This is a genomic window from Pseudofrankia sp. EUN1h (assembly GCF_001854645.1).
In the GTDB taxonomy this organism is placed as follows: domain Bacteria; phylum Actinomycetota; class Actinomycetes; order Frankiales; family Frankiaceae; genus Pseudofrankia; species Pseudofrankia saprophytica.
In genome coordinates, this window is record NZ_MBLN01000093.1 from 61,663 (window position 1) to 84,518 (window position 22,856).

The window sequence follows — 22,856 nt, forward strand, 5'->3', positions numbered from 1 at the left end:
CCTACAGTTGCGCCATGAGCAACAGCGAGACGGCGCTGGTGCAGTCGGTCGATCGGGCGGTCACCGTGCTCGAGATCCTGGCGCGCAGCGGGGAGGCCGGCGTCACCGAGATCGCGGCCGAGCTCGGGGTGCACAAGTCGACCGCGTTCCGGCTCGTCGGGGCGCTGGAGCGGCGGGGACTCGTCGACCAGCCGCGAGGGCGGGGCAAGTACCGGCTCGGGCTGGGCATCACGCGGCTGGCCGGGGCCGTCACCGCGCAGTTCGACCTGGCGCGCGCGAGCCGCGAGGTCTGCGAGCGGCTGGCCGAGAAGCTGGGCGAGACCGTCAACGTGGCGATCGTCGACCGCGGGTTCGCCGTCAACATCAGTCAGGTGCGCGGACGGGCGGCCGTGTCCAGTCACAACTGGGTGGGGCAGCTGACGCCGCTGCATGCCACATCCAGCGGCAAGATCCTGCTCAGCACGCTGCCGGCGGCGGAACAGGACGAGATCCTGGGAGATCCGTTGGAGCGGTTCACGCCCCACACGATCACCGACCCCGCCCGCCTCCGGGCCGAGGTACTCGACGTCGCGGAACGCGGCTGGGCGAGCACCTGCGAGGAGCTGGAGATCGGGCTGAATGCCGTGGCCGCACCGATTCGCGGGTGGGGCGGCCAGCTCCGGGCGGCCGTCAGCGTCTCGGGGCCGACCTACCGCCTTCCCAGGGAGAGCTTCCCGGCCGTAGCCGAGGCCGTGCGGCGGGCCGCGGCCGAGATCGATGCGACGGTCGGGCATCTGGCCTAGGTTTCGCGCCGGTAAATGCCTGCCGCGAGCCATTGACCGGCCCGCGACCCGGCCTGATCCTGTTGCGACAGAGGCACCACGTTGTGCCATCCGCAACAGCAGCGCACCGGACGGGGCTGCCGATGGAGGCGTACGGCGGGTACGACGTAGTGATCGTCGGCGGCGGGACGGCCGGCGCCGTGGTGGCCGCCCGGCTGGTGGAGCGAGGCGCGACGGTCTGCCTCATCGAGGGCGGTCCGAGCGACGTCGGGGACGAGCGCGTGCTGCGGCTGCGCAACTGGATCAACCTGCTCGAGTCCGAGCTGGACTACGACTACCCGATTACGCCGCAGCCGCGGGGCAACAGCCGCATCCGGCACGCGCGGGCGCGGGTGCTGGGCGGTTGCTCGTCACACAACACGATGATCAGCTTCCTCCCGCCGCCAGCCGACTTCACGGACTGGGTGGCCGCGGGGGCGGACGGGTGGACGTACGACTCGCTCGTTCCGCTCTTCCAGCGGCTGCGGACCAACATCGTGCCGGTGGCGCCGCGGCACCGCAACGCGCTGACGGAGGCCTTCGTGGCGGCGTGCGCGGAGGCGCTGGGCGTGCCGGTGGTCGAGGACTTCAACGCCAAGCCGTTCGTCGACGGCGCCGGGTTCGTGCCGGTCGGCTACCACCCGGAGACCGGGGTGCGCAGCTCGTCCTCGGTGGCGTACCTCCACCCGATCCTCGACCACCCGAACCTCACGCTGCTGACGGATACCTGGGCGTACGACATCGGGATCGACGGCGACCGGGCGGTCACGATCGCCACCAGCCGCGGCGAGATCCACGGTGACCAGTTCGTGCTGTGCGCCGGCGCGATCGACACGCCGCGGCTGCTGCTGCTCGCCGGCGTCGGACCGGCGCGGGACCTGGGCACGCGAACGAGGCTCGACCTGCCAGGCGTCGGCGAGAACCTGCTCGACCACCCCGAGTCGATCATCATGTGGGAGGCGACCCGGCCGCTGCCACCGGAGTCCGCGATGGACGCCGACGCCGCGCTGTTCGTGCGCCGGGACACCGCGCAGGACCGGCCCGACCTGATGTTCCACATCTACCAGCTGCCGTTCACGTTCAACACCGAGCCGCTTGGCTACGAGGTACCAGGCCATGGCTTCGGGCTGACGCCGAACGTGCCCCGGCCCCGCAGCCGCGGGCGGCTCACCCTGGCCGACGACAGTCCCGAGACCAAGCCACTGCTCGACTTCCGGTACTTCACCGACGCCGAGGGCCACGACGAACGCACCATCGTCGACGGCCTGCGCATCGCCCGCGAGGTGGCGGCGGCGGCCCCGCTGCGGGACTGGATCGCCCGCGAGATCGCGCCGGGCCCGTCGCTGACGACCGACGAGGAGCTGTCGGTATACGGCCGCGCCGCCCACCACACCGTCTACCACCCGGCCGGCACCTGCAGAATGGGCGCCCCCGACGACCCGCTCGCGGTGGTCGACCCGAAGCTTCGGCTGCGCGGGCTGGCCAACGTGCGGATCGCCGACGCGTCCGTCTTCCCGACGCTGCCCTCGGTGAACCCCATGGTCACGGTGCTGCTGGTCGCCGAGCGCTGCGCCGACCTGATGACGCAGCCGACCTGACGACTCGGTGGATCCGGTATGAGCCCACGCCTCGTGATCATCGGCGCTGGCATCGTCGGGTGCGCGCTCGCCGACGAGCTGACCGGCCGCGGCTGGACGGACGTGACGGTGCTCGACCGCGGCCCGCTGTTTCGCACCGGTGGCTCGACGTCGCACGCGCCAGGGCTCGTGTTCCAGGTGAACCCGTCGAGGACCATGGCCGGCTTCGCCCGCTACACCGTCGAGAAGTACCTGGCTCTCGGCTGCTTCGACCAGGTCGGGAGCATCGAGGTCGCGACCACGCCCGAGCGGCTGGCGGAGCTGCACCGGCGGCACGGCTTCGCCCTCGCCTGGGGCATCGGGGCGCGGGTCCTCTCCCCCGCCGAGTGCCACGACCGGTTCCCGCTGCTGGACCCCGCAGCGGTGCTCGGCGGCCTGCACGTGCCGACCGACGGGCTGGCCCGCGCCGTCGACGCCGCGCGGGCACAGGCACGGGCTGCGATCGCCCGCGGCGCGGTCTTCCACGGCCACCAGGAGGTGACCGCGATCGAGGACGACGGCGTCCGGGTGGGTGAGCGGCACGTGCCGGCCGACCTGGTCGTCTGCTGCGCCGGGTACTGGGGGCCGGGGCTGGCGCCGGTTCCGCTGCTGCCCCTGGCCCACCAGTACGCGGTCACCGGCGCGGTGAACGGCCTGCCGACGGGCCTGCCCATCCTGCGGCATCAGGATCGGGACCTGTACTTCCGCGAGACCGCGGGTCGCCTCGGCATCGGCTCGTACGCGCACGACCCGATGCCGACCGCGGTCGAGCCGCCGTTCGAGGTCGCCCAGTTCGCCGCGTCGCTCACGGACGCCCGCGCGGTGCTGCCCGGCCTGCCCGACGTCGAGCACGGCATCAACGGCATCTTCTCGTTCACGCCCGACGGCTTCCCCCTGCTCGGCCCCGTCGAGGGCCGGCCGGGCCTGTGGCTGGCCGAGGCCGTCTGGGTCACCCACTCCGCCGGCGTCGCCCGCGCCGTCGCCGAGTGGCTGGTCGACGGGCGCCCCGCGGTGGACCTGCACGAGTGCGACACCCGGCGCTTCGAGGAGGCGCAGCGAGCGCCGTCCTACATCGACGCCCGCGCGCGGCGCGCGTTCGTCGAGGTGTACGACATCGTCCATCCGCTCGACCCGGTCCACGAACCGCGGCCGCTGCGGGTGAGCCCCTTCTACGCACGGCAGCTGGCGCTCGGGGCGCGCTTCACCGAGGGCGCCGGCTGGGAGCGGCCACTGTGGTACGAGGCGAACGCCGGTCTGTCGACGCCGGACCTGCCGCCGCGGGACGCCTGGGCGGCCCGGCACTGGTCGCCGATCGTGGCCGCCGAGGCGATGGCCACCCGGGAACGGGCCGGGCTGTTCGACCTCACCCCGCTGAAACGGCTCGCGGTCACGGGACCGGGCGCGGCCGCGTTCCTGCAGCGGATGTGCTCCAACCACGTCGACCGGCCGGTCGGCGCGGTGGCCTACGCCCTGTTGCTGGACGAGGGCGGCGGGGTGCGCAGCGACGTCACCGTGGCCCGGCTCGGCGAGCACGAATTCCAGGTCGGCGTGAACGGACACCTCGACCTGGCGTGGCTGCGCGCCCACGCGCCGGCCGGCGTGCACATCGCCGACATCACCGGCGCCACGTGCTGCGTCGGGGTGTGGGGGCCGGCCGCTCGGGACCTGCTGGCGCCGCTGACCACGCTGGACCTGTCGCACGAGGCGTTCGGGTACTTCACCGCCCGCCGCACCCATCTGGACGCGGTGCCGGTCACCATGCTGCGCGTCTCCTACGTCGGCGAGCTCGGCTGGGAGGTGTACGCGAGCGCCGAGCTGGGGCTGCGGCTGTGGGACACGCTGTGGACGGCGGGCCAGGCCCTCGGCGCGGTCGCCGCCGGGCGCGGCGCGCTGACCAGCATGCGGGTGGAGAAGGGCTACCGGGCCTGGGGCGTGGACATGACCGCCCAGGACGACCCGTACTCGGCCGGCCTCGGCTTCGCCGTCGACCTTCGGCACGGCGACTTCCTCGGCCGCGCCGCCCTGGGCCGCGCCGACGTTGGGCCCGACGGCCCCCGGGCGCTGTGCTGCCTCACCGTCGACGACGGCCGGACCGTGCCGATGGGCCGCGAGCCGGTGCTGGCGGGCGACGCGCCGGTGGGCCACGTGACCAGCGCCGCATACGGGTACGGCGTCCGCGCCCCGATCGCCTACGCGTGGCTGCCCGGGGCACTGGCCACGCCCGGGGAAAAGGTGGAGATCGCGTACTTCGACCAGCGGGTCGGCGCGACCGTGCGGGCGGAGCCGCTGTTCGACCCGAAGGGCACCAGGATCCGGCGATGAGTGGAATCCGGCGATGAGTGGGGTTCGGGGTGGAGTCGTACGACGTCATCGTGGCGGGGCTCGGTGGCATGGGCAGCTCGGCCGCCCATCACCTGGCCGCCCGTGGGCAGCGGGTGCTCGGGCTGGAGCGGTTCGGCCCGGCCCACGACCAGGGCGCGAGCCACGGAGGGTCCCGGATCACCCGCCAGTCCTACTTCGAGGACCCGGCGTACGTGCCACTGCTGCTGCGCGCCTATGAGCTGTGGGACAAGCTGGCGCGGGACTCCGGCCGAGAACTGATCACGCTGACCGGCGGGCTGATGACGGGCCTGCCGGACTCGCTGACCGTGGCCGGTAGCCGGCGCAGCGCGCAGGAGTGGGGGCTGGAGCACGAGATGCTCGACGCGGCCGAGATCCGGCGCCGGTTCCCGATGTTCCGGCCCCGGCCGGACGAGGTGGCACTGTATGAGGCGAAGGCCGGGCTGGTCCGGCCGGAGGCGACCGTAGCGGCCAACCTGACCCTTGCCGCTGGGCTCGGCGCCGAGCTGCGCTTCCACGAGCCGGTCGCCGAGTGGTCCGCCGACGACGGCGGCGTCACGGTCCGCACGGGTACCGGGACCTACCACGCCGGTGCCCTCGTCGTCTGCCCCGGCCCGTGGGCGTCGCGGTTGCTGGCCGACCTCGGCCTGCCGCTCGTCGTGGAGCGGCACGTGCAGTTCTGGTTCGCCCCGCGCGGCGGCATCGAACCGTTCCGGCCGGACCGGCAGCCGATCTACATCTGGGAACGGCCGGCCGGAACGCAGGTGTACGGCTTTCCGGCGCTGGACGGCCCGGACGGCGGCGTGAAGGTGGCCTTCTTCCGCCGCGGTGAGGCGACCACGCCGGACACCATCGACCGCCGCATCCGCCCGGACGAGGTCGAGGTCATGGCCACGCATCTGGCCGAACGGCTGCCGGACGCGGCCGGGCGTCTTCTGCGCGGCAAGGCCTGCATGTACACCAACACGCCCGACGAGCACTTCGTCATCGCCCCGCACCCGGCGCACGACCGGGTCACCATCGCCTGCGGGTTCTCCGGGCACGGCTTCAAGTTCGTCCCGGTCGTCGGGGAGATCCTTGCCGACCTCGCCCTGACCGGAGCGACCAGCCACCCCATCACGCTGTTCGATCCGGCGCGGCCGGCCCTGAAGGCGCGCCGATGACGACCCCGGCCGGTCCGAGCCTGCTGCCGACGCTGCCCGGCGCCGCCTACACCTCGGCGGAGGTCTTCGCCCAGGAGCAGGAACGCATCTTCGAGCGGCTGTGGAACTGCGCGGTCCACGGCTCGGAGATCGCCGAGCCCGGGCAGTTCCGCACCGTGCCGATCGGCCGGGAAAGCGTGCTGATCACCCGGGCGCTGGACGGGTCCGTGCACGCGTTTCTCAACGTGTGCCGGCACCGGGGCGCGCGGCTGTGCACGGAGCCTGCTGGGCGGACGCGGCGTACCCTTCGCTGCCCGTACCACGCCTGGACGTATGCCCTGGACGGCTCACTCGTCGCCGTGCCGCATCTCAAGGACCTGTCCGACGTCGATCGGTCCGCCCATGGTCTGCACCGGCTGCAGGTGCGCGAGTGGCTCGGCTACGTCTGGGTGTGCCTGGACGCGTCGCCGCCCTCGTTCGAGGACACCGTCGTCGGCGCGGCCACCGAGCGCCTCGGGGACCCGGCGGCCATCGAGCGTTACCACGTCGAAGGCCTCCGCGTCGGTCGGCGCATCTCCTACGACGTGCGGGCCAACTGGAAGCTGCTCGTCGAGAACTTCCTGGAGTGCTATCACTGCGCGGCCATCCATCCGGAGCTGGTGCAGGTGCTGCCGGAGTTCGCGCTGGGGTACGCGGCGCAGTACTACGTCGGGCATGGCGCCGAGTTCGGCCCGGAGGTGACGGGCTTCACGGTCGACGGGTCGGCCGGTGTCGAACGCCTGCCCGGCCTGGAACAGGCGCAGGACCGCCGCTACTACGCGATCACCGTCCGCCCGCAGGTCTTCGTCAACCTGGTCCCCGACCACGTCATCCTGCATCGCATGTTCCCGGTCGCGGCCGACCGCACGCTGGTCGAGTGCGACTGGCTGTACCTGCCGGCAGTCGTCGACGGGGGTACCGACATCGACCGCTCGGTCGAGCTGTTCGACCKGGTGAACCGCCAGGACTTCGACGCCTGCGAGCGCTGCCAGCCGGCCATGGCCTCGCGGGCCTACGCCGCCGGCGGCGTGCTGGTGCCGAGCGAGCACCACATCCGCGAGTTCCACGACTGGGTCCAGCGCACGCAGGGCTGACGCGGATCCGGTGCGTCCGGTCTCGAGCGGCCGGCAGGCGTTCGTTCGCCGGCCTGAGGCCCACGAGCTCGAACAGGCGAGACCGCCGCATGCGGCCCTGGCAAAGGCCGCGCCGATGAGCGGCGGCGCCGGTCACACGGCCAGCTCCGCGAGGACCGGGGCGTGGTCGGAGTCGCGGGCCCGGCGGCGTTCGGTGGGGTCGTCGCCGACGGTCGGGAGCGGGCGGTCGAGGAGGGTGGTGACCTTCCCCATCCTGGGCAGGAGAGCGTGGCTGACCAGGATGTGGTCGATGAGCTCCTTACGGCCCTCGTGGACGCGGGAGTAGCGCTTGTCCTCGGGGATCGCCGCGCCGAGGTTCCACAGCCGCTCGGCGTCACCCCTGTCCTCGCGGTCGAACGCGTGGGTGCCGATCTCCGACCCGGGCGGGCCGTTGAGGATCTGGGTGCTCGCGGCGTGTGGCTCGTCGTTGAGGTCACCGACGACGGCGAGGCGGTGCACGCGGCCGTCGCCCTCGAGGAGCTGGGTGGCGAACCCGCGGACGGTGACGGCCTCGGCCGCACGGCGGTGGAGCGCGTAGGAGGCGTAGCGGGCTCGCTCCTCCTCGTCGTCGGTGCTGAACCGGCTGCCGCCGCCGTTGGCCGGGAAGCTCAGGAGCTTGGACTTCAGGTGGCAGACCACGACGGTCACCGGCTGCCCGGACCTGGACGTGACGGTGGCCGCGAGCGCCCCTCGGCCCATCCGTTGGGTGGTCTGCGCGTCGTCACCGGTCTGGACGGGAAGAAGCCCGTCGGGGAAGTCCACCACCTCCTGGACGCTCTCGATCGGCAGGCGGGAGAGAATCCCGACCCGGATCGGGTGCTGCGCATCGAACTGGGTGGACAGCGCCGAGTGCCAGGTACCGTCCAGTTCACCGACCAGGTCGGCGAAAGCGTCTGGGCTACCGACTTCCTGGACACCGAGCACGTCGACGCCGCTGCTGTTGATGGTCGCCGCGAGCGCGGCAACCTTGACCTGATAGGTGGCCATATCGGCAGCGCCAAAGGCTCCACCGGGGCGAAAAAGGTTCTCCAGGTTCCATGTTCCGAGCAGCACCTTGTGATCCTCCCACGCGTCACCAGCCGACCGTCGGCTCACGATAACGGCGGCGCGCGCGAGGCGTCGGCCCATTGTCCGCGCAAGTAATCAGCACTCGGTTGGAGGCGTTGTCCGGCGTCGTCTAGAGTGCGGGCGCCGGGTGCTCGCGTCTGGGGTGAGGAATGAGTCCTTTCGACAATGGCCGGGCGGTGCTGACCGGGGATGGAACGAGATCCGGAGCAGCTCTGTCGGCATCACCATCGCCCTCACTCGCGTCGAGTGGCATCGGCGATGACACGATCAGGCGGTGCGGCGACACATTGCGGCCGCAGGATCCCGGGCGAGTCCTCGACGGGCCGACCTTCGCCGTCGCCCTTTCCGGGGGTGGCTTCCGGGCGATGTTGTCGGCGCTCGGAGTGCTGCGTTTCCTCGCCGACGCGGGCCTGCTGCGCGACGTCCGTTTCGTGTCCTCGGCTTCCGGCGGGTCGGTGACGAACGGCATGCTCGCGACCCGCTGGACGCGTCTGCGGGAGCGCGGATTCAGCACGCCCGCGCTCGACGAGCTCGTCGTCGGCCCGCTCGTGGACTCGGTCGCCGGGTCGTCGCTGAAGTGGGAGCTCGTGCGCCACGCGTGGCGCACGGCGGGTCCCGCCACTCGCACGGAGCTGCTGGCTGAGGCCCTCGACCGGCGGTTCTTCGCGGGCGCCCTGCTCGAGGACCTCGACCCGGCGTGCCGTTACATCATCAACGCCGCGAACCTCGGCACCGGAGTCCGGTTCGCCTTCGAACGCGACGTCGTCGGCGACTACGTCCTCGGTCTCGCGCCCACCGCCGGAACAGGGCTGCGCGTGGCCACCGCCGTCGCCGCCTCGGCGGCCGTGCCGGGCACATTCCCACCGCTGCGCCTGCCGGGCATCGCCTTCCCCTGCGCGGACGCCAGGCGGACCCCGATACTGGCCGACGGCGGCGCCTACGACAACACCGGCCTCGAAGCCCTCGACAAGGATCGGTACCAGGACGTTTTCCTCGTCGCGCTCAATGCCGGCGGAATCTTCATCCCGGGCCCGCTCGACCGGGTTCCCGTGGCCGGCGAGCTGAAGCGGGCGAATTCTCTCCTCTACCGCCAGAGCACGGCTCTGCGCACCCGCTGGATGGTCGAACGCTTCCATTCCTGGAACGACCTGTCCGCCGGCGGCCGGCCCTCGTCCGCACGCCGGGGCGTCCTTTTCGGCCTCGCCGCCGAGATGCGGTCACCGGCCGCCGACAGGTGGCGCCGAAGATTCCCCGAGCACCGCTCCTGGAATGGCCGGGATCTCGCGCTTTTCCCGACCGTCTTCGACCGTCTGGACTCCCGGCTGTGCCGCTTGCTCATCTACCGTGGCTGGTGGCTCACCGGCGCCGCCTTCGCGACGTTCCACCCCGAGCTCGCCGACCTCGCCGCGATAGAGGACTCACCGCCGCTCTGACGCGGGGCCGCACGGGGAGGTCCGCGAGCTTCTGGGCGGCGACGATGTGGCGGCGGGCAGCTGTGCGTCGTCTCGTCCGCTACCGGGCGAGCAGTGCGAGGATTTTTCTTGTGGCGTCGTCCCGGGCATCCCGGTCGAAGGCCGGGGTGTCGGGCCAGAAAAACGCGTGCTGAACCCCTGGATAGATGACCATCTCGTGTCGGACTTCAGCCAGCCGCAGGGCAGCGGAAATCTTGTCAACCTGATCGGAGCCAATGAGAAAATCATCTCCGCCGACGATGAACAGCAGCTCTCCACTGATTCCCGGGGTCAGGTCGAGGGTGGGTTCCGGCTGGCTGAGCGGGATATCGGTGCTTGGGAGCCAGCCGCCATACAGGATGGCCGCGCGGGCAATCGGCAGCGTGGCCGCGGCGAGATAGGCCAGGTGCCCACCGGCGCTGAAACCGACGATGGCGGCCTCCCTGACCGCATACCGATCGGCCAGCACCGAGACAGCGGCCCGCACGTCGGCGACCGCCCCCGCCCGAGTCATCTTGTGCAACAGGGCGAAGCCCTCGTCGCGCCCCGCGTCGTCGCGGGACAGGTACCGGCCCGCCTCAGCGTCCCGATGGTAGAACTCCGGCGCCAGGACAACGTGTCCCGCGGCCGCGATCTCATCCACGACCGAACGGATATCGGGGTTCACCCCGAAAAGCTCATGCGCCACTACCACGCCGACCGGGGCGAACGCGCCGTCCGGCCGAGCGCAGTACGCGGGCATTGTGGTGCCGTCTTCGACGGATATCTCGACCCGTTGCCTCATGATGTCCACGCGGAACAGTCTTCATCCGAGGACGGATGCGTGACCACAGCACAGTCTTGGTGGTACTGGCATGACTAGGCTGGTAGGGCATGGGACCTGATGGGGATCCGGCGGCACTGGGCGAGCTGCTCCGCTCCCGGCGCGCCCGGCTCACCCCCGCGGCCGTGGGTCTCCCGCCTGGGGCACGGCGCCGTACTCCCGGCCTGCGCCGCGAGGAGGTCGCCCTGCTCGCGAACCTGTCGCCCACCTACTACGCGTTCCTCGAGCAGGGCCGCCCGGTCCGCCCGTCCMCACAGGTTCTCGACGCGCTCGCAGCCGCGCTCCGGCTGGACGGCGCGGAACGTCAGTACCTGGACGTGCTGGCCTATGGCCGCCCCGGCCACGCCGGGTCGCGTACCGCGCCTGACGGGCATTCGGCGCCGCCGACCGAGGTGATAGCGGCCGGCGTCGCCGATCTGGTGCGGCGCCTCGACCCACATCCGACCTTCGTGAAGGGGCGCCGCTGGGATGTGCTGGCAGCCAACGTGGCGGCACGTGAGCTGTTCACCGACTGGGAGGTCCGGCTACCGGCGGACAGGAACCTGGTGCGCTGGATGTTCACCGACGATCAGGCCCGGCGGGTCTACCTCGACTGGGAGCACGAGGCGCGCGCCATGCTCGGACGATTCCGGCTGGCGACCGCTGCCTACACGAACGAGCCGAGCGTCGCTGCCCTCGTCGCCGAACTCCTGCGCGACAGCGTGCACGTCAGGCGGTGGTGGCCGAACCATGACGTCGTCTCGATCGGCGGTAGCGGCGTGAAAAGGCTCCGCCATCCACGTCTCGGCCCGGTGGACTATGCACACGTGGTGCTGAGCGTCACCGATCATCCGGAGCAGACCCTGGTCACCTACACCGCGCGGACCGACGGACTGTCGGCGTAGTCGGAAGCGGGAGCACCGCGGGCGGCGCGGGACGCCCGCTCACGACCTGGTTGCCGCAAAGCCGCCACGGCGGCCCAGCTGACGAGCATTGCCATCCACTGTTGGTGATTTCTCCAGAATTCACGCTGCGACCAGACGGTATAATTAGCGCGCGGTGTTCACCGTTCGATGACGGGAGCCGGTATGAACGGCCGTTTCATGGTGTCGTTCGCCGAGGTCGACCGGACCTGGGCAGAGTGGATCTCCTGGCAGTTGCGGGCGGGCGGTTTCGACCTGGTGTCGTCGCCTGCCGCCGGCGGCGGCGACGACATAGGGATAAGGGTCGGCGGCCTCGGCACAGAGGTGAACGGGCCGACCAGTCTGATCCTGGTGCTTTCGCCGGTGTATGTCGGCACCGTCGGGGACGCCGTGGAACGGCGGCTGGCATCCTCACTCGGCCCGTCGGGGCAGGCCCTGGCCGTGGTGCGGGTGCGGGTAAGTCGCTGTGGCCAGGTCGACCCGGCCGACTGTGTGGACCTGTTCGACCTGGAGGAGAACGAGGCGCGCAGGCGGCTTCTGGCCGCTGTCCGGGCCGTGCGGCCGGCCTCGGGGGACGGCGTGGACTCCGGGGAGACAGCCCCGTGGTTTCCGGGGCGTGCACCGGTGGCGGAATCTCGCGCCCGCTATGAGCGTCTACTCACCGCCCACGGCGACGCGCATCCCGACGTCCTTACCGCGGGTGCGGACCTGGCCGCCGCGCTGGTCGTGGAAAGGGACTACCCGACCGCGCGTCACCTGTACGAGCAGGTGCTTCACCACCGTCGGCACCTTCTCGGAACCGACCATCCGGAGTCGGTCGCCACCGCCTACCAGCTCGGGCTGAGTCTGATGTCGTTGCAGGAGTATTCCGCGGCGCGAGAGCTGCTCGTGCAGGTCGTTGCCCACCATCGCCGCGCCCTCGGCGAGGACCATCCCGACACCATCGGCGCGGCCGCGGACGCCGCGGCCGCCCTGCACGGGTCCGGAGACACCGAGGCGGCCCGGGCGGAGCTGCAGGCGGTGCTGGCCCGGGCACGGCGGATCCTGGGCGAGGGCAACCCGCACACTGTCGGCATCGATCAGCGGCTGGCCGTACAGACGCTGTCGTCCGGTGAGCAGGGGCCGGCCGGGAGGGAGGCGTTCGAAGCGGCGGTTACCCGAGCCCGGCAGATGCGCGGCGCGGATGATCTGTCGACCATCGGCGCCGAGTACACCCTCGCCTCGGTGCTGGGGATGCAGGGAGATCACCCGGCGGCGCGGGCGGCGTTCGCGGACTGCCTGGAGCATGCCCGCCGAGCCCTGGGCGAGGAGCACGAATTCACGGTCCTCGTCGAACGGGAGATGGCAGCCGAACTGCAGGCGCAGGGAGACGTTCCCGCAGCCCGCTCTTTGCTCGGCGACGCGCTCGAACGCTCCGGACGCATTCTCGGCCCCGACCACCCCGACACCGCGGAGGCCGCCGCCCGTCTGGCCGTTCTCACCAGCTGACCAGCCAGCCCACCGGGTCCTCACCGAGGCGGTGGCATCTCTGGCCGCCGCGCCCCCGCTGGAAACCTTGTTCGACCTTCAACCGGCAACGCGGCGACGCCACCGTTCTCGACTCCCCCACGCTCAAGGAACGGCGCCAACAGGTCGCGAAATCCTAGGCGACGTGCGCCCCCTCCGTATCCGTCCCTTACCGCCTCTCAACCAGATCCGAGTGTCGAACTGGCGCGTCCAGATCCAGTGTCGAACTGGCGCATCGTCAGCGGAAGAGCATTGGGCAGGATGCCGCGCCGCTCTCTGCCGCGTTGGTCCGAGGAGACTGGGCGCATGTTGCCCGACCTCACGGTCGCCGGGGCGGACCTGCCCGTCCGGGCCGCCCTGCCAGCGCTCGTCGCCGCGCTGACCGCCCGCGACCAGCACGGGTCGGGCCGCGCCGGCGGGGCCGCGGTGCTGGTGGCCCCGCCCGGCACGGGCAAGACGACGCTCGTCCCGCTCGCGCTCGCCGACCACGTCCCCGGCCGGGTACTGGTCGTCGAGCCGCGGCGGATCGCCGTCCGCGCCGCGGCACGGCGGATGGCCAGCCTCGCTGGCGCTGGCGGGGCGGGCGGCGCCGGGGCTCGTGCGGACGCCGCGGGTCGCGGCGGTGTGGGTGGCGGCGAGGTGGGCGGCGCGGTCGGCTACACGATCCGCGGCGAGCGCAGGGTCGGGCCGTCCACCCGGGTCGAGGTGGTCACGCCGGGAGTGCTCGTCCGGCGGCTGCAACGCGACCCCGAGCTGCCCGGTACCGACGCGGTCATCCTCGACGAGTGCCACGAGCGCCACCTCGACGCCGACCTGGCGCTCGCGTTCCTGCTCGACGTCCGCGCCGCGCTGCGCCCCGACCTGCTCCTGCTCGCCGCCTCCGCGACAGCCGACACCCGGCGGCTGGCGGCGATGCTCGGCGCGCCCGGCCAGCCCGCGCCGGTCATCGGGACGGACGCCTCGATGTTCGACGTCGAGGTGGTCTGGGCGCCCCCGCCCGGGGTGATCACCCCGGCGCATGGCCTGCGGGTCGACCCGAGGCTGCTCGACCACGTCGCCGCGACCGTCGGGCGCGCGCTGCGGGAGACGTCCGGGGATGTGCTCGTCTTCCTGCCCGGGGCCGGTGAGATCGCCGCCGTCGCCGGTCGGCTCGCCGGGCACCGGAACACGGTCGACGCGGTCGACGTGCTCAGCCTGCACGGCCGCCAGACCGGCGGGGCGCAGGACGCGGTGCTGCGCGCCGGCCCGCGTCGCCGGGTGGTGTTGGCGACCGCGGTCGCGGAGAGCAGCCTCACGGTGCCCGGCGTGCGGGTAGTCGTCGACGCCGGTCTGGCCCGGTCCCCCCGGATGGACCACGCCCGCGGGCTGGGCTCGCTGGTCACCGTGCGGGTGTCGCGGTCGTCCGCCGGGCAGCGCGCGGGCCGGGCCGGCCGGGAGGCGCCGGGCCGGGTGTACCGCTGCTGGTCCGCCGCCGAACACGACCGGCTGCCCGCCCAGCCGGAACCGGAGATCGCCGTCGCCGACCTCACCGCCTTCGCGCTGGAGCTGGCGGTCTGGGGCCATCCCGGCGGCGTGGGCCTGCCGCTGCTCAGCGACCCTCCCGCCGGCGCGATGGAGGCCGCCGGGGTCTCGCTGCGGGCGCTCGGCGCCGTCGACGAGACCGGCCGAGTCACCCCGCGAGGACGCTCGATCGCCCAGGTCGGGGCCCATCCGCGGCTCGCACGGGCGCTGCTCGACGGCACCAGGGCCGTCGGCGCCCGCCGCGCGGCGGATGTCGTGGCGATGCTCTCCGGGGACGGCCCCGCGGGCGGCCCCTCCGACGACCTCGTCGCCACGTGGCGCCGCCTGCGGGCGGACACCGACCGGGCCGCATCCGCCCGCTGGCGGGAGGAGGCCCGCCGGCTGCGCTCGGCCGCGGAAGTCGCGGAAGCCGCACCCGCCCGGCCCGGTGAACCCGCCAGGCCTACCGGGCCCGCCAGGCCTACCGGGCCCGCCCGGCCTACCGGACCTGCCGGGCCTGCCGGACCCGCGGCACGGGGAACGGGTGGGATGACCGACGATCTTGCGGCCGGACTCGTGGTCGGCCTCGCCTTCCCCGAGCGGCTCGCGCGGGCCCGCGATCCCGGCGGCTCGAACTACCTGATGGCCGGTGGGACAGGTGCCGAGCTCGCAGCGGGCTCGGCGTTGGCCGGGGCGCAATGGCTCGCCATCGCGGTCGCCGACCGCGGGTCCGGCCGGACGTCTGCCCGGGTGCGCCTGGCCGTCGCCCTCGACGCGGCCACCGCGCGGGAGGCGGGCGCGGCGCTGCTGCGCACCGAGGACGAGGTCGCCTGGTCCGGTGGCGACATCGTCGCCCGCCGGCTCGAACGCCTCGGCGCGATCATCCTCGCCGAACGCCCGGTGACCAGGCCCGACCCGTCCAAGCTGCGGGCCGCCGCGCTCGACGGGCTGCGCGACGCCGGACTCCCCGTGCTGCGCTGGAACGCCGACGCGCTCGCCCTGCGGGACAGGCTCGCGTTCTGCCACCGGGTACTCGGCGCCCCCTGGCCCGACGTCACCGACGCCACCCTGCTGGCCCGCGCCCCCGACTGGCTCGGGCCGGACCTCGACGGAGTGCGCCGCCGCGCCGACCTCGAGCGCGTCGACGCCGGCCACGCGCTGCGCCGCCTGCTTCCCTGGCCACAGGCCGCCCGGCTGGACGAGCTGGCGCCCGAGCGGGTGACGGTGCCGAGCGGCTCCCGGGTGCGCCTCGACTACAGCGACACCACCGGCGCCGCCGGCCCCGTCCTGGCCGTGAAGATCGCCGAGGTGTTCGGCTGGGAGCGGGTACCCGTCGTCGCCGACGGCCGCGCCCCGCTGGTGCTGCACCTGCTGTCACCGGCGGGCCGCCCGGTGGCGGTGACCAGCGACCTCGCATCGTTCTGGCGGACGGGCTACCMGCAGGTCCGCTCGGAACTGCGCGGCCGCTACCCCCGCCACCCCTGGCCGGACGACCCGACCACGGCCCCACCGACCCGGCGCGTCGCCCCCCGTACCCGCTGACATGTCAGATGGCGCTCCCACGGGCCTTCACCAGGTGGCGGCTGATCACCTGGCCCTGGATCTGGTTCGCGCCCTCGAAGATCTACACAATCTTCGAGGGCACGAGCGAAATCCAGCGTCTGGTGACCGCCCGCGCCATCTCTGGCCTGCACATTCGCTGATGACCGGTTAGCGGTCGCTCACCGCAGCCAGGCGCCGTACAAGATCGAGTCCACGTATAGTCCACAGCCGGCTTGCCGGAACCGGACGCCGGGCCGCCACACGACAGAACTCCGACGCCTCAGTGGAGACGCCACGCGATTTCTGGCCGCCCACGACGCAGGCATCGCAGCGTCCGACATTGCGATGGCTCGAACGATGCCCGCCGCGGGCCCGAGGGCGTCGCCCTAGCGATCCACGATCCGTGGCCGCAACATCGCCGCACTCTCAATTCTCCGGATCTGCCTATAGGCCCGGGTGCGGCACAACGACACGGTGGATGATGTCCGTCAGGGTCGCGACCTTACTGCGACCGGTGAGCGCGCGGGGGTGGGCGGAGCGTGGAGGGGCTGTCACGCGAGGAGATCGACACGCTCGCGAACCTGTTTGCCCCCCTCGAGGCCGAGCAGTTGTTGGAACGGGCAGGGCTTCCTCGCAGCCGGCATCCCGCGTCGCAGAGCCGGGACCGCCTGACCTTCTGGACAGAGGTCTCGCTCCTGATCGTTCACGGCGCCGTCCCTGGTCTGCGAACCGCGATCCTCACCGAGGCCTCTCGGCTATTCCCTGGACACGATGCCTTGATCCTTGGTCTCGGGCCTGCTGGCCTGACCGATGACGGGCCGTTCGTCACGGACGGCGCCGCGAAGGGGCGACCGAAAGCGCCACCGAGGCTACTGAGCCTGCTACGGATGACGCTGAAGGTTACAGATAGCCTGCCGCGGTCGTTTCGTGGTGATCGGCGATCATCGTTGTCGAGTGTCTATGTCCGCCCGAGTGTCAGCGCCGCAGGCGAGGCCCGGCAGGTTCGCGAGGAAGCGCCAGAGAGGGCCGGCGCGCCGTGGGTTGAGAAGGACCGGTTGGTGCGGGCATTGGCCCAGCCATTCGACGAAGTGGTCGGCAAGCATGGCCACCTCGTGATCGAGGGCGCTGCCGGTCTCGGCAAGACGACGTTGGGCTACCAGGTCGCGCACGAACTGGCGCGGGCCCTGCTCGACCCGACCGGAACGCCACCGGTCGAGCGGCTTGCGGTGCCGCTGGTATTACCGGCCCGGGTCTTGGCAATGCACCTACACCGGGGTTGGAACGAGGCGTTGCCCGCGGCGGTCGCCAACGAATACGACACGCTCGGCGATGGCCTGCCAATCCCCGCTCTCTTCACCACCACGGTCCACGACCTGCCCTGGCTTGTGATCGTCGACGCGCTCGACGAGATTCCCGACCAGGCCAGCCGCGAGAAGCTGCTCACGGCATTGGCCGCACGGATGTCCGACCCGGACAGCCCGGCCCGCTTCCTGGTGACCACTAGGCCGCTGGCACCAGGAGAAGTCCAACTGCTGGCCGGTCCTCAGGTGGGCTTCTACGAACTGCAACCATTCGACGCAGCGGCACTGAACACCTTCGCATATCGTTGGTTCGACCCCGATAACAGCCTGGCGGGCAAGGCCGCCGCACGGGAGTTCCTCGACCAGATTGAAGCGGCGGGGCTCGGCGACATCTTGGAGGTTCCTCTCCTCGCCGCGCTCGCCGCACAGGTCCATGCCGCGAGGCTGGATCAGCCTCTGCCCGGCAGCCGGTACGAACTCTACGAGCAGTACATCGACCACCTCGGCGCTATCCGCGCGATTGCCCGTTCCGCCGCGCTCGAATCGTTTCGGCTCGTTGCTGGCGGAACCGCGTTTGCGGACTGGCTGGAGGCACACCGTGTCGAGCTCCTTGAGCGACTCGCCACGACCTACACGACGGCCGATACCCGCCTGCTCGATGACACTGAGAAATACCTAGTGGCGCAGGCTCCATTACCAGAACGTCTGCCCGCAGGCTGGACCGAGTCGATGGCCGAATGGCTCTCGCTCAGCGGCCTGCTCAGTCGGCAAGGCGGGCGTCTGCGATTCCTTCACCAGACCTTCGCGGAGCACCTCGCAGCAAGCGCGACGGCGCGGGCACTCCCGGACGACGTCCGGCCGGAGCTGCCCCCGTGGGACGACCTGATCCGCCGACTGCTGCTTGAGGACGAGAGCGGCACCCGCGTAGTGCTGCACTACCTGCACCGCCAAGGCCCAGGCGCCAGCCTGCTGACGATGCTCCTGACTGGCGGGCGCGACTACCAGGACCGTGGTGCCGAACTGGTCATCCAGGGAGCTCCGGCAGACAGCGCCCAACTGGCCACCTTTCTCAGCCAGCTCGAAGAGCGCGTTCTCGTTGGTCTCTGGGGGGCCTGGAGGCTGCGACAAATGGCCGGCCTGACCCGCCACTCGGCGGTCCGGAACCAGCTACGCCAGCTGTCGGCCAACCCGCAAGTCCAACCGGCCATGACAATCACCATCTTCGGYCTTCTCCGGAAAAGCTGTCCGGACCTCCACGATCGTGCCATCGACGCTCTGAACCGATGGATATCCGATGATCAATCGATAGCGCTTCGATGCGCATCGGCTGGATGTCTCGCCCGGTTCGGGGGAAGCCATGGCATCCGTGCCGCCGCAGCCCTACGAACATTGACCTCCGATCACACCTACCCGATAACGGAGCGAGTTCGAGCTGCGCGGGAACTTGCCGAGCTCGGCGTACACGACCGCGCGGACGCTGCGGACGCACTGGCCACCATGGCTGCTGAAGAAGGCGGTGACGAGTACGACCGCGCATTTGCGATGCGCGAGCTGGCTGGACTCGGTGGTGAGCATCGAGATCGCGGGGCTGTCATCGCGCAAGAGCTTGCCCAGAGTCCAGCCACCACCGGTTACATCCAGGTACAGGCCGCTAGCACCCTCGCCGAACTCGGCGGAGAATATCGGCAACGTGCCGCAGACATCCTGCGGATTATCGCTTCCGACCCGACAGTCGACAGGCGTTATCAGACGGAGGCCCTCGCCGCCGCTGCCGCAATCATCCCCGATCTTCGCGACGCGGCGRCCACCGCCTTGCGCGATCTGACCGCAGACATCACCACCTCGATATACCAACGTCTCGAGGCCGCGCGAAAACTGGCCGACCTCGGCCCGCAGCGCCGCGATCAGGCCGCCCAAGCGCTCCTAGCCCTCGTAGTCGCGCCGATTGGCCGAGAGAACGACATCGACTGGTATTGGAAGGAACTAGCGGCGCGCGACCTGACGGAAATAAACGAGGAACACCGACGCCAAATACTCCCCGCATTGCAACAGATTGTCGAGGGTCCTGGACCTTATTCGACTCGCAAAGATGATATTCTGCATATTCTAGCGAGGCTCTCCGACGAAGACCCAGCTCTGGTCGCGAAGACCATGTACCGGATCTTCACGGATCCGACCAGGGCCGTCGACGAACGCCGTATCGCGGCAGAGAGCCAGGCCAAGATATCGGCCGAGCACCGCCGCGAAGTTCTGGAGTTCTTCGCCAGCGTGTTACGCGACGCCACGGCGGCGTCAGGCGAACATCTCTTGGCTTCAGCAGTTCTTGCCGTCTTGGAGCCCAGTGCCCGCCCGCTCGTAGGTGCTCTCGTAAGCCGCATCGCGGCCAGTCTCACCGCCGCTCCTTCGACTCGACTCGACGCGGCGCATACGTTGACCGATCTTGGCCCACAGTATAGCGAGATCGCCATGCAGCTGATTTGCGAAGTCGCCGCGCATCCACTGCTGAGCGACGCGGATCGCGTGACCGCTGCAGCAGCAATGCCAGACCGTGGTGATGGACACCGCTCGAAAGCCGCTGTACTCTACGATCTCGCGGTTGACACGACCATCGCCGTAGACCAGCGGTCGAGGGCTGCGGCGAGGCTGGCCGAGCTGGGTGGTGACCACCGGCGCAGCGGGGCCGCCGTTCTTTACAGCCTTGCGACCGACCGAACCATAGACGTCGACGACCGACACCAAGCCGCGCGTGCTCTAACGAGGCTGGGCGGTGAGGATCAGCGTCGGGGGGCCGCCGTTCTCTACAACCTTGCGGTTGACGGAATGATCAGCGCCGACCACCAGCGCCGGGCCGCAGACAGCCTAGCGGAACTCGGCAGAGAAGATCAGCATCGCGCCGCGGATGCTTTGTATAGCCTCGCAATCGACGGAACCGTCAACGCGGGTGACCGGCGCCAAGCCGCTAGCAGTTTGGCTGAGCTGCGCAGTGAGGATCGGAGACGCGGCGCCGCCGTACTGCGTGATCTTGCCGGCGACCCAGCCATGGCTGCTGCGACACGGCGCCGGGCAGCGGAGAGTCTCATCCGCCTGCGTGGTGACGACCTGCGACGCGGCGCTGGCGTCCTCCACGATCTCACCGCGAGCCCATTGGTCAGACTCAGAACCCGGCTGCTCTCTGCCGAGGCTCTGGCGAACCTTGGCCCGAACGACGCGCAACAGGCCAAGGAACTCCTAGACCTGCTTGCGGTCGAGCCTGCGATCGGCGCCGAAGATCGGACCTTCGTAGCAGCGACGGCGGCCAGCCTCAACGCGCAACCMGCCCGAGCAGCAGAGCTGTTGTCGGCTCTGGCACTTGACCCTGCAGCGGACGAGGACGCACGGCTGGAGGCGTCGGGCAGAATCCAACGACTTCGGGGAGCGGATCAGCACCACCGCGCGGCAGATGTCTTCGCCCAACTGGCCACCGACCCATCCCTCGGTGTAGGCAACCAACAGGCGGCGGCGGAGACATTGGCCCGCTACGGGGCCGAGCACTGGGAAAGCGCGATCCGGGTGCTCTCCCAGCTGGCCGTCGACCCAGACAACGACGCGCATGAACGCCTAGTGGCCGCACGCGGCATTGCACGGCTCGGCTCACCGGGGCAGATCGCCGCCCGCGGCGTGCTCCGGCAGATTACGACTAGCCGCGTGCTCGATGCACCAGTCCGCCGCTGGGCAGCACGATCGCTGGCCGAACTCGGCCCTTCCGCGCTCACCGAGTCCATCGCCGCGTTGTACGCGTTGTGCACCGAAACGACGACCGACATGTGGAACCGCCTTTGGGCGGCAGAGACGCTCACCGAACTGGGCACCAGTGGCCGGCAGGCGTCAATGCGGGCGCTAAAATCCTTGACCAGCGACACGATCGACGATCGACTGGTCCGCGCTTACTGCGAGGGAATACATGCCGACCTCGACGACCACCATCACCACCGTGTGGTGGACCTCCTTATCGAGACCGCCTCTGATAAGTTCGAAGACGGCTGGCGTCGCGTCTGCGCAGCCAGCGAACTTTTCGCAGTAAGCCGACACCACGAGGATCGATCCGCCCAGCTTCTCTCCGCGATCGCCGCCGACGGGTCCCTGCGCGCCTGGGAACGCCGCCAGGCTGCGGACAGGCTGGCCACCCTTGGTGCGAAGACCCGTGTCGACGCCGCCGACTTACTTCTCCTGGTCACCGGCGATGTGCTCGCTGATCCCTGGGAACGGGCCGAGGCCGCGACTGCGCTCCTAGAACTCAACCAGCATCGGCCGCAGGCAGTCGCCATCCTCGAACGCCTTGCCACCGACACCGGCATCTCCGGTGGACAACGCCTGTCTGCGGCCCGGCCGCTTGCAACGCTCGCCTCCGACCAAGCAGTCGTGGCGCTTGAAGCGATCTGCCTGGATTCAGATGCTGATGCCCAGACCCGTCTGGATTCAGCAAGATGCTTGGCCAAGGGAGGCCAGGAATTTCGCCGAAAGGCTCTTGAATATCTTCGTCAGCAGGCGACCGACGAAGCGTCGACTCCGCTTGAACGCGCACTCGCCCGCAAGGAGCTCCACAAGAACCGCGGCAATGATCCCAGGGACGCGATCGACATGCTCCTCCACCTGGCTGACGACACCACACAGCGGCCATCTGACCGTCGACAGGCAGCACGTCTCCTCCCCGACTTCGGTCGGGAGTTCCGAGCCCCGGCGCGCAGGGTTCTGCGTGAGCTCCTGCAACGGTGCAGCAACGGAGGATTCGACCAGGCGATGACCTGCTATGAGGCCGCGCGGTTCGGAGCCCTTCACCGGACGATCGCAATCAACGCTCTCGTCTCCCTCCACGCGGCACGACTAGCCGATCCGGCGAGGCGGCGTGAGATCGCCGAGGCTCTAGCCGCCATCGCGCCGGCCCACCATTTCGCTGCGCTCCACACTCTTCGTCTGGACGTCATCGACTCATCGCACGACGCCGATACACGAAACAAGGCTGCCGAATCACTTTCGAAAATCACAAAACATCCTGGCCGCATAAAGGACCTGACGCCAACTGGCGACGAGATGATCATCTAATAATTGTTCTATCCGACGGCCAGAACAGCACGTCGGAGCCACTGTTCAAACGCCCTGTGATGGCTCGTCCACCTGCCTCGCCCGCCGACGAGGCTTCAGGGTCGGGAACCGATCGCCGTTGGGTGCTCGTGGCTACGGATTGCTCAACCTTGAATGCCTCACCGCGGGCGTCGCGGTGTCCGACACGGCGATGTATGGAGCGGTGCTATCGGCGAAGACAGCCACAATGCCCCCGCCGCCCACGCCGACGTATGGAAGACCCCAACGGGCGCAATCGGTAAGGCCTCCCTCACGCCTCGATTTGAGGGCTGTCGAGCGGACCCGTGCCGCGACAAGCCATCCAGAGCTACAAGGAGCAAATCAATCGCTGGCGCGCCACGGCCTGTCCGACGACTCCCCTTCGTCCCAGGACATCGCGCTGCCCCGCAACGCCCGGCCACCCGCGGGCTTCTGTACCGGCCTGGCCATCGCAGACGGCCCCCACCGCGACCGGACGCGGAACGGCGATCCGGGAGACTGCTGTGGTGACCAGCCTGCTCAACGAGGACGCGCTGACCGCCTCGTCGGTAGTGGCGAACCGGGCGATGAACCGGGAGCGCCAGCTCACCGGGGTC

General features: G+C 70.6%; 13 protein-coding genes. 11 read left to right on the forward strand and 2 right to left on the reverse strand.

What is annotated here, in order from left to right; genetic code table 11:
- Positions 1-14 precede the first annotated feature (14 nt).
- From BCD49_RS35790 to BCD49_RS35810, 5 genes are all read left to right on the forward strand, one after another.
- Complete coding sequence (locus BCD49_RS35790; RefSeq protein WP_007512525.1) at positions 15-782, forward strand: IclR family transcriptional regulator; 768 nt, start codon at positions 15-17, stop codon at positions 780-782.
- A 122-nt stretch (positions 783-904) separates the two neighbouring features.
- The gene (locus BCD49_RS35795) at positions 905-2,398 is read left to right on the forward strand and encodes a GMC family oxidoreductase (protein ID WP_007512527.1); all 1,494 of its coding nucleotides are present in this window, start codon (positions 905-907) and stop codon (positions 2,396-2,398) included.
- A gap of 18 nt (positions 2,399-2,416) precedes the next feature.
- Entirely contained in the window at positions 2,417-4,738 is a 2,322-nt protein-coding gene (locus BCD49_RS35800) for a GcvT family protein (RefSeq protein WP_007512529.1), read from the forward strand.
- 29 nt (positions 4,739-4,767) lie between these two features.
- On the forward strand, positions 4,768-5,919 hold the full coding sequence (gene solA, locus BCD49_RS35805; protein WP_027140606.1) for an N-methyl-L-tryptophan oxidase: 1,152 nt from the start codon (positions 4,768-4,770) through the stop codon (positions 5,917-5,919).
- A complete protein-coding gene (locus BCD49_RS35810) occupies positions 5,916-7,031 on the forward strand; it encodes an aromatic ring-hydroxylating oxygenase subunit alpha (RefSeq protein WP_071042394.1) in 1,116 nt (371 codons plus the stop codon). The genes solA and BCD49_RS35810 overlap by 4 nt, the downstream gene beginning before the upstream one ends.
- 132 nt (positions 7,032-7,163) lie before the next feature.
- Here BCD49_RS35810 and BCD49_RS35815 read toward each other — a convergent pair whose 3' ends face one another.
- Complete coding sequence (locus BCD49_RS35815) at positions 7,164-8,123, reverse strand: endonuclease/exonuclease/phosphatase family protein (protein WP_007512534.1); 960 nt, start codon at positions 8,121-8,123, stop codon at positions 7,164-7,166.
- 302 nt (positions 8,124-8,425) lie between these two features.
- On the opposite strand from BCD49_RS35815, the gene BCD49_RS35820 reads away from it, so the two are divergent.
- Complete coding sequence (locus BCD49_RS35820; protein WP_198535977.1) at positions 8,426-9,571, forward strand: patatin-like phospholipase family protein; 1,146 nt, start codon at positions 8,426-8,428, stop codon at positions 9,569-9,571.
- Between the two features lie 79 nt (positions 9,572-9,650).
- On the opposite strand, the gene BCD49_RS35825 is transcribed toward BCD49_RS35820, so the two are convergent.
- Positions 9,651-10,373, reverse strand: coding sequence for a dienelactone hydrolase family protein (locus BCD49_RS35825; protein ID WP_007512537.1), 723 nt, complete (start codon positions 10,371-10,373; stop codon positions 9,651-9,653).
- An 89-nt stretch (positions 10,374-10,462) separates the two neighbouring features.
- Here BCD49_RS35825 and BCD49_RS35830 point away from each other — a divergent pair, with 89 nt between their 5' ends.
- From BCD49_RS35830 to BCD49_RS35845, 5 genes are all read left to right on the forward strand, one after another.
- The gene (locus BCD49_RS35830) at positions 10,463-11,296 is read left to right on the forward strand and encodes an MmyB family transcriptional regulator (RefSeq protein ID WP_071042395.1); all 834 of its coding nucleotides are present in this window, start codon (positions 10,463-10,465) and stop codon (positions 11,294-11,296) included.
- Between the two features lie 183 nt (positions 11,297-11,479).
- Entirely contained in the window at positions 11,480-12,802 is a 1,323-nt protein-coding gene (locus BCD49_RS35835) for a tetratricopeptide repeat protein (protein WP_007512541.1), read from the forward strand.
- 324 nt (positions 12,803-13,126) lie between these two features.
- Positions 13,127-15,862: an ATP-dependent RNA helicase gene (locus BCD49_RS35840; protein WP_071042396.1), complete on the forward strand. Its 2,736-nt coding sequence runs from the start codon at positions 13,127-13,129 to the stop codon at positions 15,860-15,862.
- An 8-nt stretch (positions 15,863-15,870) separates the two neighbouring features.
- A complete protein-coding gene (locus tag BCD49_RS43845) occupies positions 15,871-16,023 on the forward strand; it encodes an acyl-CoA dehydrogenase domain-containing protein (RefSeq protein WP_007512545.1) in 153 nt (50 codons plus the stop codon).
- Positions 16,024-16,401: 378 nt separating this feature from the next.
- Positions 16,402-22,242 (forward strand): effector-associated domain EAD1-containing protein, encoded by a 5,841-nt coding sequence (locus BCD49_RS35845; RefSeq protein ID WP_071042397.1) that lies wholly within the window; start codon positions 16,402-16,404, stop codon positions 22,240-22,242.
- Positions 22,243-22,856 lie beyond the last annotated feature (614 nt).